The sequence below is a fragment of the Rhizobacter sp. genome, assembly GCA_021153565.1.
Classification (GTDB): Bacteria; Pseudomonadota; Gammaproteobacteria; order Burkholderiales; family Burkholderiaceae_C; genus Albitalea.
Genome location: JAJKJU010000173.1, coordinates 1 through 10,528, shown reverse-complemented (window position 1 = coordinate 10,528; position 10,528 = coordinate 1). Strand labels below are relative to the sequence as shown.

General features: G+C 62.5%; 8 protein-coding genes. 3 read left to right on the top strand and 5 right to left on the bottom strand.

What is annotated here, in order from left to right; all coding sequences use genetic code 11:
• Positions 1–790: 790 nt before the first annotated feature.
• Positions 791–1,744 carry a GSU2403 family nucleotidyltransferase fold protein gene (locus tag AC30NL_RS10575; RefSeq protein WP_489463963.1) on the bottom strand — a complete coding sequence of 318 codons (954 nt, stop codon included), beginning with the start codon at positions 1,742–1,744 and terminating at the stop codon, positions 791–793.
• Positions 1,745–1,822: 78 nt separating this feature from the next.
• Between AC30NL_RS10575 and AC30NL_RS10570 the strand changes: the two genes are divergently transcribed.
• The gene (locus AC30NL_RS10570; RefSeq protein WP_489463961.1) at positions 1,823–1,966 is read left to right on the top strand and encodes a hypothetical protein; all 144 of its coding nucleotides are present in this window, start codon (positions 1,823–1,825) and stop codon (positions 1,964–1,966) included.
• Between the two features lie 203 nt (positions 1,967–2,169).
• On the opposite strand, the gene AC30NL_RS10565 is transcribed toward AC30NL_RS10570, so the two are convergent.
• The 4 genes from AC30NL_RS10565 to sctU all read right to left on the bottom strand — a co-directional run bounded on the left by AC30NL_RS10565 (position 2,170) and on the right by sctU (position 6,863).
• Positions 2,170–4,551, bottom strand: coding sequence for a penicillin-binding protein 1A (locus AC30NL_RS10565; protein ID WP_489463960.1), 2,382 nt, complete (start codon positions 4,549–4,551; stop codon positions 2,170–2,172).
• Between the two features lie 139 nt (positions 4,552–4,690).
• The gene (locus AC30NL_RS10560; RefSeq protein WP_489463959.1) at positions 4,691–5,353 is read right to left on the bottom strand and encodes a GNAT family N-acetyltransferase; all 663 of its coding nucleotides are present in this window, start codon (positions 5,351–5,353) and stop codon (positions 4,691–4,693) included.
• Positions 5,354–5,364: 11 nt separating this feature from the next.
• Entirely contained in the window at positions 5,365–5,697 is a 333-nt protein-coding gene (locus AC30NL_RS10555) for a flagellar biosynthetic protein FliO (RefSeq protein ID WP_489463958.1), read from the bottom strand.
• Positions 5,694–6,863 carry a type III secretion system export apparatus subunit SctU gene (sctU, locus tag AC30NL_RS10550; RefSeq protein WP_489463957.1) on the bottom strand — a complete coding sequence of 390 codons (1,170 nt, stop codon included), beginning with the start codon at positions 6,861–6,863 and terminating at the stop codon, positions 5,694–5,696. Before sctU ends, AC30NL_RS10555 begins: the two co-directional genes overlap by 4 nt.
• A gap of 450 nt (positions 6,864–7,313) precedes the next feature.
• Between sctU and AC30NL_RS10545 the strand changes: the two genes are divergently transcribed.
• Positions 7,314–8,105 carry a lytic transglycosylase domain-containing protein gene (locus AC30NL_RS10545; protein WP_489463956.1) on the top strand — a complete coding sequence of 264 codons (792 nt, stop codon included), beginning with the start codon at positions 7,314–7,316 and terminating at the stop codon, positions 8,103–8,105.
• A gap of 115 nt (positions 8,106–8,220) precedes the next feature.
• Positions 8,221–10,194 (top strand): FHIPEP family type III secretion protein, encoded by a 1,974-nt coding sequence (locus AC30NL_RS10540; protein WP_489463955.1) that lies wholly within the window; start codon positions 8,221–8,223, stop codon positions 10,192–10,194.
• Positions 10,195–10,528 lie beyond the last annotated feature (334 nt).

Below are 10,528 nucleotides of genomic sequence, written 5' to 3'. Positions count from 1 at the left end.
GCGCAGGTCCTGAGCACTCGGGTGCGGCCCTGCAGGATGCATGTCCACTGGCGGCCGCAGCGTGTCCAACGAAGGCCCTTGGTTTGGCCGAACGGGCATCCCTTCTTGCGGTACCAGATCAACCCCGAAGAGGCGTGCTGAAGGGCGCGCTCCATCTGCGTGCAGTCTCTGTGACGCACTGCTGGTAGTGCGCATGTTGTCGGAAAGATCTGCACGGGGCCGCAGCGTGTCCAACGAAAGCCCTTGGTTTGGCCGAACGGGCATCCCTTCTTGCGGTACCAGATCAACCCCGAAGAGGCGTGCTGAAGGGCGCGCTTCATCTGCGTGCAGCCTCTGTGATGCACTGCTGGTAGTACGCATGTTGTCGGAAAGATCTGCACGGGGCCGCAGCGTGTCCAACGAAAGCCCTTGGTTTGGCCGAACGGGCATCCCTTGTTGCGGTACCAGATCAACCCCGAAGAGGCGCGGGCGGCGTTGCAGTGGCTCTTCATGAGCGTGCGGCATCTGTGAAGAAGCACCCGCGTTGTCAATACGAACTCGTTTCACGCCTTGTCCCCTTTGGCTGATGTACGGACCTCGACTCTGCTCTCCCTCCAAGCTTCTTGCTGCTGCGCTGCGAAGTTGAGGCTGCCTTTGCGAAGCAAATCACAGATACTGCTCCGGTCCGCCATCGGCCGTACTTTCGTCTTCAGATCGACCCAGTTGAAAATTCGAAAGCTTGCGGCACGGAGCCCGCTGCCCGCTACAAATCGCCGCCGAAGAAGGCGCGCCGTGCGAAGTCTGTTGGCTATCAGCGGACTCCGGCCTGCGACATCAACAATCCCTCGTCAAGCAAGGTCTGCACGATGTCTGCCTGACGCAGGTCGCGGCGGCGCTTCGGTTCTAGCCGATGGGGGGCCTCTTTCGCCATCCAGCGCTTGAATGCGACGAACGAGTCCGGGGCAATTGTTCGCATCAGAGTCATGCGTCCCGTAGAGGAAATGACCACGTGTTCAAAGCGAGTTGCGTTGGTTAACACAGATGCCCTCAGCGCCTGCACCGGCCACAAGTCACCCTCATCGTCGGAGAAACGGAAGGGATGTGGGTCGTCGCCTTCTGGCTGGCGTCGCAAAAAGTCAACTTCGAATCCTTTGGCGTTGATAGCTGTCTCGTTCTGGCCCTCTTTGCGTTGAAAAGTGGAATCCGCCCGCTGCAGTACACGAAGCATGGATGAGTCCAGCTTCTCGAGATCGGTCATGAAACGCACTCGTTTGCGTGCGTCCCACAGCAAGTCCACATCTTGCGTCGCCAAGGCACCTTGAACGATGCGCACGCCCGCCGCAGTTTCATAGGCGTACAACGCGTGAGTCCCGACCACGGTGAAGTGCAGTCCGAGTCCAGAATCTTCCAGGGTCTGCAACAACGTCACGACCATAGAAGGCGTGCGCCCCGCCTTCAACGCCTTGTTCAGACGCTCGGCATCCTTGAGTTCCGTTCGCAAAGACTTGAGACGAGTTTCAAGCTCCAGCTTTCGAGAAGCGAAGTCTTCGTAGATTTTTTCGGTGTCCGGCGAACGCGGGCCGACTCGGCTTTGTCGGTTGTCTGGCTGAGTCTTGACCAGATACTCGTAGTCATATTGGCGCTTCCAATACATCCCGCCGGCATAAGGGCGGGCCTGCGACTGGACCCGCAAGTACTCATGGAAGATGGTGGTCGAGTCGATGACTTGCCTTGAAGCGTTGTCGGATAACGGGATGTAGTCCATTGGCCGTATAAATATTGAATTCTGAATATATACGGCCAATCCTTATAAATCAACGACTTATCTGCCAACCAGCGCGTCTTGGAACATCCCACCCGGAAGTGGACAAGTGGACATGCTCTCGACTTGGGCACCGGCATCACGCCCCGCAGGTTCCACGAGTTGCTGGGCGGACGCAGTGTGGTGACGGTGAACGGCGTGATGATGGCGCCCGGCGTCAGGTAGGCAAAAGATCCCGTTGGTCTGAACCGCCGGCCAGAGGTGGCCACGCAGCGCTGGGAATCGTCGGAGAAACGAACTGATGACGTTGGTTGCGATGCGCGGATGAAATCAACTTCGCGGGTCTTCCACACGAGTTCGCTGCGCCAGGTCAAAGTCCCCCAGGGCTCGTGGACGCGCCGGCTCACAAAGTGGCGCGGCGCCAGTGCTCAATGCTTGAACAAATCAAGAATGCTCTTGCGATCGCTGTCAGTGGGCGCACTGGGCAGCGCGTCCTCCAAGCCAAGACTTGAAATGCCGCTCGCGGGCGTGTGCTCTTCCAGGTAAAACTCGCCATTGATGCGTACGACACCGTCCGGCGGTTGTGATTCATGGACTGGCGTCGTTTTGAGCGCATGGCCCATGAAGTCCAGCCAAACGGGCAAGGAGAGGCCGCCGCCGCTTTCGCGGTCGCCTAGCTTGCGCGGGTTGTCGTAGCCCATCCACACCACTGCGACCATCGAGTGATGAAAGCCCGCGAACCACGCGTCCATCGCGTCATTCGTGGTGCCCGTCTTGCCAGCGATGTCCGGTCGCTTCAGCACCGCTTGCGCGCGTGAGGCGGTACCGCTTCGAGTCACTTCCTGCAGAAGGTCGGTCATGATGAAGGCGTTGCCTTCGTCCAGCACACGAAGCGATTCGTCGAGCGCTGGCGGCCGCCATTCGGCGAGCGTGCGGCCACGGCCATCACTGATCTTGCGGATGAGAAAAGGGTCGAGCCGGTAGCCTCCGTTGGCGATCACCGAATAGGCCGACGCGAGCTGCATGGGCGTGGTCGACCCCGCGCCCAGGGCCATGGTGAGATAGGCGGGATGCTTCTCGGCATCGAAGCCGAAGTGCGTGAGCCAGTCTTGCGCAAACGGCGCGCCGATGGTCTGCAGAATGCGGATCGAGACCATGTTCTTCGACGCAGCAAGCGCGCTGCGCATGGTCATCGGGCCATCGAACTTGCCGTCGGAATTCTTCGGCTCCCAAGCCTGTCCGCCGTTGGATTCGGCGTCCCATGACAAAGGTGCGTCGTTGATGATGGTCGATGGCATCAATCCTTTGTCGAGCGCGGCCGAATAGATGAAGGGCTTGAGGCTGGACCCCGGTTGGCGCCATGCCTGGATCACGTGGTTGAACTGGTTCTTCGAATAGTCAAAGCCGCCCACCATTGCACGGATGCCGCCGGTGGCCGGGTCCATCGCGACAAATGCGCCTTCGACTTCGGGAAGATGGGTGATGGCCCAGCCGTCCTTGGCTCCCTTGACAAGCCTGATGACAGAGCCGGGCCCGATGCGAATGCGCGCGGCAGCGCGGGCGGACAAGCCCGGCGCCGCCTGCTTCAACCCTTCGCCGGTGATCGTCACCGTCTCGCCGTTTTCCATCTGTGCCTCGACGCGCTTGGGCTCGACGCTCAACACGACGGCCGACTTCAGCTCGTCGTTGTCCGGATGTTCGACCAGCGCTTCGAGGACGCGTGCGTCGAGCTCGGCGTCGTCGGACGGCAGGTCGATGTGCGCCTCGGGGCCTCGATACGGCTGCCGCCGCTCGAAATCCATGATGCCCTTGCGCAGCGCGCGGTACGCCGCCAACTGTTCGCCGGCATCAACGGTCAGCGTCACATCCAGGCCGCGCGTGTAGGCCGCGTCGCCGTACTGGCTGTAGATGAGCTGGCGCGCAGTTTCGGCGAGGTACTCGGCATGTACCGGCACGTCGCCCGGCGTGCGGAACCTGAGCGTCTGAGCCCTCGCTTGTGTGGACTGCGCCGCGGTGATGAAGCCGGCGTCCTGCATGCGGTCGAGAACGTGCTGCTGGCGCGCCATGGCGCGGCGGCGGTTGGTGGTCGGGTTGGCATGCGTGGGCGACTGCGGAAGGCCAGCGAGCATCGCCGCTTCGGCCAAAGTCACCTCGGCGATCGGCTTGCCAAGGTAGATCTCGCTTGCCGCCGCGAAGCCGTGAGCGCGCTGGCCGAGGAAGATCTGATTCATATAGACCTCGAGAATCTGCTCTTTGGAGAGTTCGTTCTCGATCTTCAATGCCAACAGGATCTCGTAGATCTTGCGCACATAGTCCTTGCGCGTGGGCAGGTAGAAGTTTCGGGCGACCTGCATCGTGATCGTCGACGCGCCCTGGCTCTTCGGGCGAACGAGACTCGCCAGTCCCGCGCGGATCACGCCTTTGAAGTCGACGCCGTGGTGTTCGCGAAAGTGAGCGTCCTCGACAGCCAGCACGGCGTCTTGCATCACCTTCGGCATCTCGCCGATCGGCGTGAAATGCCGCCGCTCTTCACCGAATTCGCCGAGCAGCACGCCGTCGGACGAGAAGACGCGCATTGGCAGCTTGGGTCGGTAATCGGTAAGGCTGTCGATGTCGGGCAGGTTCGGCACCATCAGCATGATGGTGATGGCGGCGACGACGGTGGATGACAGCAGCGTCCCGAGGAAAAAGCCGGCGGCAATGCGCACGAGGCGCAGCGCGTACATGGCGCGAGACGACAAGGGAAACAAAGGTGTGCGCGGGGCGGGAGCCGAGCCTGACGGCTCCTCGGGGCGCTCGGTGGAACTCATGGCGTGAATGGTAGGGGGTGTTGCGATGGAAACAGCCGCGTCCGTTAGAAGGTCACGATTCCAATTGTTCGTTCAATGCAAAGAACGGCAATCTGCAACGAATCGTGGCCGTTCTCCCGACTGGTGGGTATACCTGTTTTCAACCTGCAGCTCTGGATGTTGAAGCGCGCAGGCTGAGCCGCATTCGCTCGCGTCTCGGAAGCTCCCGGTGCGCAGCCCAGCGCTCAGCGTGGATGACGAACCACTTCGCATCGACGCCCGCGCACGCCCGCTCGCCATCGTCTCGGAATCCGAGCGTTCGAAGCACCTGCTGCACCGACCGGTGCTGCGGATGACAAATGCCCCATACCCGCGACAGGCCCAGTTTGCCGAACGCCTTGTCGAGCAGACTCTCGCCCCCGTCGTGAACGATGCCGCTGCCCCAGACCTGCGGCACCAATCGACATCCGATCTCGATTTCCTCGGGCCAGTCGGTCACGCGCATCAGGTTGAACCAGCCTGCAAAATTCGGGACGGGCCTGGACATCTGAGCCAGGGCTTCATCGCTCAAGGATTCACGCACCTCTGGGTCCGCGAGTTCCTCTTCGGACAAAACACTCGCCCATCGTTCCGCACACCAGATGCCCAGCCCCGGATTGGCGAGGTAGTAGGCACGGATGCGCTCGATGAACTCGTGCGCGCGGCGGGCGTCATGCAAAGGCACGTCGTCAACGAGCAACTCGACCACGCGCGGATCACGATGCATCGCCATCAGTGCATCGCGATCTCGCGGTTCGAACTCGCGCAAGGTCAGTCGATTCAATGCGGTCGTCCTCATCGGTGACTCATCCACCCTGATTCGGTTGCTCCACCGGTCGCATCGTTCTCGACAGCGATCTCATGCGACTCCACGACGCTGACTGCACCTGCGGTCACTCCGAGCAAATACTCGCGCCCTCGATAGCGCATTGTCACCAGGCGCTCGCGCGGGCCAAGCCCGACGCTTCGCACGACCTGGGGAACTTCGCTGCCATCGCTGCGTGTGCCGGTGCGTCCCTGCTGCACTCGCTTCAATGCACGCAGAGACACCCACGCGAGCAGCAATACGACAACGAGAGCGACTGCCGTGGAGAGAAGGTTGGTCGCAAGATTGGGTGCGTCTGTCATGCCTTGGCCTTCGCATCGAGCTTCAAGTAGCGGGTGAGGTCTTCACCCGGCGCTGCGCGCCGACGCGCTCGCGCGGCCTGCGGTGTTGCGACCGTCTCGCTCGCCATCTCGTCGCGCACATCCCGCGCCCAGAGAATCACCTCGGCGATCACATCGAAAAGATCGGGCGGAATCAGCTCGCCCACTTCACCTCGGGCCAGCAGATCCCGCGCCAAGGGCACGTTACGCACGATGGGCACCCCCGCCTCCTGCGCCGCTTCACGCATCGCTCTTGCGACGTGGTCCTCGCCCTTTGCCGCGATGGTCGGCACGGGGCAGGTCTCGCGGTCGTAGTCGACGGCGATCGCCACATGCGTCGGGTTCACGATCAAGGCATTCGCGCCGCGCGCGGCCTGCTGCGCATTGCGCTGCGACCACTCCTCGTGCGCCTGTCGCCGTTGCGCCTTGATGTAAGGGTCGCCTTCGTTGTCCTTCATCTCCTGACGAATGTCCCGGCGGCTCATGCGCATCTTCTTCGTGAAGCTCCAGCGTTGGTACACGATATCGACCAACGACAGCAACGCAAAGAGCGCGACCGTCCACACGAGCACAGGTCGCGCTGCTGCCCACAGCGCACTGCCCACCGCTTCGGGTCGCTGCGCAAATGGCAGGTGCACGAGCTGCGGCACCAGGCCGCTCACCGCGAGCCAGCCGATGACGAGCAGCGCCACCGTCTTCGCTGCGGCCTTCACGATTTCGATGAGGTTGTCCATCGAGAACATGCGCTTGACGCCTTCGACGGGATTCATGTTCTCGAGCTTGGGCATGAGCCGCTCGAAGGTAAACACCGGCCCTGCCTGAAGGTACTCGGTGAGCACGCCGACGGCGGCCACAGGCAATAGAGAGGCCGCAGTGAGCGCGAGCAGTGCGCGCAGGGCCTTCTCGCCGATGGCCGGTGCGGCAAGTGCGAACGGGTCGCGCAGGGCCTGCAAAGCTGCTTCGATCAGGTCAGTGAACTGCGATGTCGCATAAGCCGTGGCCAATGCCGCGAGCAACACCCACACGAGCAGCTCGACGGTGCTTGTCACGTCCTTGCTCTTGGCAACCTGTCCCTTCTTGCGCGCGTCCTGAAGTTTCTTGGGTGTGGGTTGCTCGGTCTTGTCGCCACCATCGTTCTTGTCGGCCATCGGGTCTCCGAAATGCAGGCACTCGTTTCAAGCGGGTGCACATCATCCACGTGGTGTTGCGGTCCTTTGATGTCGCTCCTCCATCAGAGGGGACGCTTCCCCCTTTTGGGGGTGAGCATGCTCAAGGCTTCCTCTGCCCCCTTGGAAACCAAGTGCATCCTAGGGATAGACCGTACATCGCGCGCGCGATTCAAATTGGCACCCTCCCCACCAGGTGTATTACGAGCCGTCACAAGAAGCGTGGTGCATGCGCCGCGGCAAGCACCGACCTGGACAACACTGCAGCCACCAGCCGACCCGCGGGCACCAGAACAAACGGGCGGCGAGATGCGAAAAAACGAGGGAGAGGTCACGATGTTTGAATCAACAAGGGCGGCCCTTGCAGAGGGCTGTACCTGCAGGCACCGGCGTGCTCGCGTGTCGAGACAGTGGGTGCGACGATGCGCGCTCATGCTGGCGGCGCTTGCGATGAGTTCGATGGCGTTCGCGAACGACCCGGGATGCGAAGATGCGATCTCTCGGCTCACGTTCTCGCAGCGGCAGAAGTTTCAGTTGGCGAGCGATGCATGCGGTTCTTCTGCGACCCGCATGGAGTCCACCGTCGCGTCGTCCAATGAAGGCACATCCCGGGTTGAGCACGGACCAAGAGGCGCGGATGAACTCGTCGCGACAGACGAGGTACCTTCGACGACCATCCCGGCACTGCCTGAGGACCGGTCGCGTCATCTGCAACTTTTCGACGTGCCGACACCGGCAGCCAATGCGCGCCCTGCTGCGCGGGCGCGGACATCCAGCACGCTGCGGGCCATGAAGCTGGCCCCGGACATCGACGATGTCGCGCGGCGGCATGACATCGACCCGTTGCTGCTGCATGCGATTGCTCATGTCGAGTCCCGTCACAACACCGATGCCCGCTCGCCCGCCGGAGCGCGCGGCGTGATGCAGGTGATGCCTGCGACAGCCCGGCGCTTCGGCGTGGGTACGGCGCAATCACTGCAAGAGCCGCGCACGAATCTCGAGGTCAGCGCGTCTTACCTCAAGACGCTGCAGGAGCGCTTCGGCAACGACCTGTCGCTGGTGCTCGCCGCCTACAACGCCGGCGAAGGCGCGGTCGAAAAGCATGGGCGACGCATTCCGCCCTATGCGGAAACGCGCAGCTACGTGCAGCAGGTGCTGGACCACTACCGCATGTTGACGGCGGTAGCGCACCGGTCGACGAGTTCGATTCGATCGGACTTGTAGGCGCGACTCCAGGCGCATCGGGCGCCCTTTCCCAACTGATCACTCCGCCAGACCCGTTCGCATTCGAACCGGTCGAAGAGATTCCTGCGTCCATGCAATCCGGCAATCACACACGATGACCACACAAGGCCAGTCGACCTCGTCCCCGCTCGCAGCCGCCGCAAGCCGCGCGAGCTACAGCGACTTGCTGCTGGTCGGGGGAGTCGTCTCCATCCTCGCGATGATGGTGCTGACGCTCTCACCGATCGCCATCGATGCGATGGTGGCGGTGAACATCGCTGTCGGTGTGATGCTGCTTCTCGTCGCTCTTTACATCGGCTCTCCGTTGGAGTTCTCGGTGTTCCCGAGTGTGTTGCTCATCACCACGTTGTTCCGCTTGTCGGTGTCCATCGCGACGACCAAGCTGATCCTCTTGCACGGCCATGCCGGACACATCATCGACACCTTCGGGCACATGGTGACGGGCGGCAACCTTGTCGTCGGGCTGGTGGTGTTTCTGATCATCACGGTGGTTCAGTTCATCGTGATCGCCAAAGGCGCCGAACGCGTGGCCGAAGTCGCAGCGCGCTTCTCGCTCGACGCGATGCCGGGCAAGCAGCTGTCCATCGACTCCGACCTGCGCTCAGGGCTCATCGACAAGGACGAAGCCAAGCGCAAGCGGCGCCAACTCGAACAGGAAAGCAAGCTGCACGGCAGTCTCGATGGCGCGATGAAATTCGTGAAGGGCGACGCGATCGCGGGCATCGTGATCATCGTCATCAACCTGCTGGGCGGGCTCGCCATCGGTGTGATGCAGCAGGGCATGGACGTCTCGCACGCGATGGTGAAATATTCCATCCTCACCATCGGCGATGGGATGGTGGCGCAGATTCCGGCCCTGCTGGCGGCCATGGCGGCCGGCCTCATCGTCACGCGCACCACCGATGACGAGAACGACCGTCACCTGGGCGAAGCCATCGCACGCCAAGTCGCGGCCAAGCCGCGTGTGCTTCTGGTGGCAGGCGGCCTGTGCGCGTTGCTCGCCCTGGTGCCGGGGTTTCCGTGGGTGGTATTTCTCGTTCTTGCGGCGATGTTCGGCGCGAGCGGCAGTTTGCTGATGCCTGCCGTGAAGGCACGCTGGCAGCGCTTCTCGCGCCCGGCGCGCGAGACAGTTCTGCGCCGCAAGGACACGCCGCCGTCGGTGCTGGCCACGGCCTTGCCGGCACCGCGCCCAACCGTTGCGCTGCTGCTCGAATTGCCGGCCCGGGCCTTGCACGGCGATGCGCCTCAAGAGCTGGTACGCGAACTCGAAGGCGTTCTGGACCGCATCAATCTCACGCTCGGTTTGCCGCTGCCGCGAATCAGCATTCACTCGACGTACAGCGAAACCCCGGATGCGACATGGCGGCTGCTCGCTTTCGAAGTGCCCATCGCCCAGGGCACGATGCCGTCCAGCGACGTGTCTCGCGCGTTGGCCCAGGCGGCGTTTCAGGCCTTGCGTCACAACATCGCGCTCTTTTTTGGCACGCAGGACGCCAGCGCCCTGCTCACCCGCGCATCGAACGACATGCCCGACGTGGTGAAGGAAGTGCTGCGTGCGCTGCCGCTGCAACGAGTCGCTGAAATCCTGCGCCGCCTCGTCGAAGAAGAAATCGCCATTCGCAACACGCGCGACATTCTCGAAGCGCTTGCCGAAGCGGCACAGCGCGAGAAAGACGTCTATGCGCTGACCGAGTTGGCGCGCATCGCGCTCAAGCGCCAGACCAGCCACCGTGTCGCGCCGAGCGGCGTGCTGCGTGCCGTGCTGCTCGCTCCAGAACTCGAGGAATTGCTGCGGCAAGCAGTGCGAGTGAGCAATGGGGTCCAGATCCTCGCACTCGACCCGCAGCAGGCGAAGGAATTGATGCAGACGCTGGCCGTTGCCGTGCAAGAGCACCAGCCGGCTGCGGTTATGACGACCGTGGACATCCGTCGGCATGTCCGCAAGTTAATCGAAACCGAATGCTTCGACACCCCCGTACTGAGCTTCCACGAACTGGTCCCCGCGGTCCAGATCGAGACGGTGGCTCGAGTCGGTATGCCCGGAGCACATCTTTTGGAGGCTGCATGACGGCACGCATTGAATCTTGTGAAGGCAACTCTCGCTACTTCTCCCAGTGGGAGAGGGCTGAGGTGAGGGCCGCGGCCGTTGGATCGACGGCCTCATTCATTCCACCTCCGTCGCCCTCACCCCCGCCCTCTCCCAGAGGGAGAGGGAGCAATACAGGTCGGTGGCTCAAGTCGGTATGCCCGGAGCACATCTCTTGGAGGCTGCATGACGGCACGCATTGAGCCTTGTGAAGGCAACTCTCGCTCCCTCTCCCCCTGGGAGAGGGCTGGGGTGAGGGCCGCGGCCGTTGAAGTCGACGGCCTCGTTCATTCCACCTCCGTCGCCCTCACCCCCG

Excerpts from the sequence above, each read along its gene's own strand:
- AC30NL_RS10555 (WP_489463958.1), bottom strand. The coding sequence starts at position 5,697 with ATGACAGACGCACCCAATCTTGCGACCAACCTTCTCTCCACGGCAGTC.
- AC30NL_RS10540 (WP_489463955.1), top strand. The coding sequence starts at position 8,221 with ATGACCACACAAGGCCAGTCGACCTCGTCCCCGCTCGCAGCCGCCGCA.
- sctU (WP_489463957.1), bottom strand. The coding sequence starts at position 6,863 with ATGGCCGACAAGAACGATGGTGGCGACAAGACCGAGCAACCCACACCC.
- AC30NL_RS10565 (WP_489463960.1), bottom strand. The coding sequence starts at position 4,551 with ATGAGTTCCACCGAGCGCCCCGAGGAGCCGTCAGGCTCGGCTCCCGCC.
- AC30NL_RS10575 (WP_489463963.1), bottom strand. The coding sequence starts at position 1,744 with ATGGACTACATCCCGTTATCCGACAACGCTTCAAGGCAAGTCATCGAC.
- AC30NL_RS10545 (WP_489463956.1), top strand. The coding sequence starts at position 7,314 with ATGCTGGCGGCGCTTGCGATGAGTTCGATGGCGTTCGCGAACGACCCG.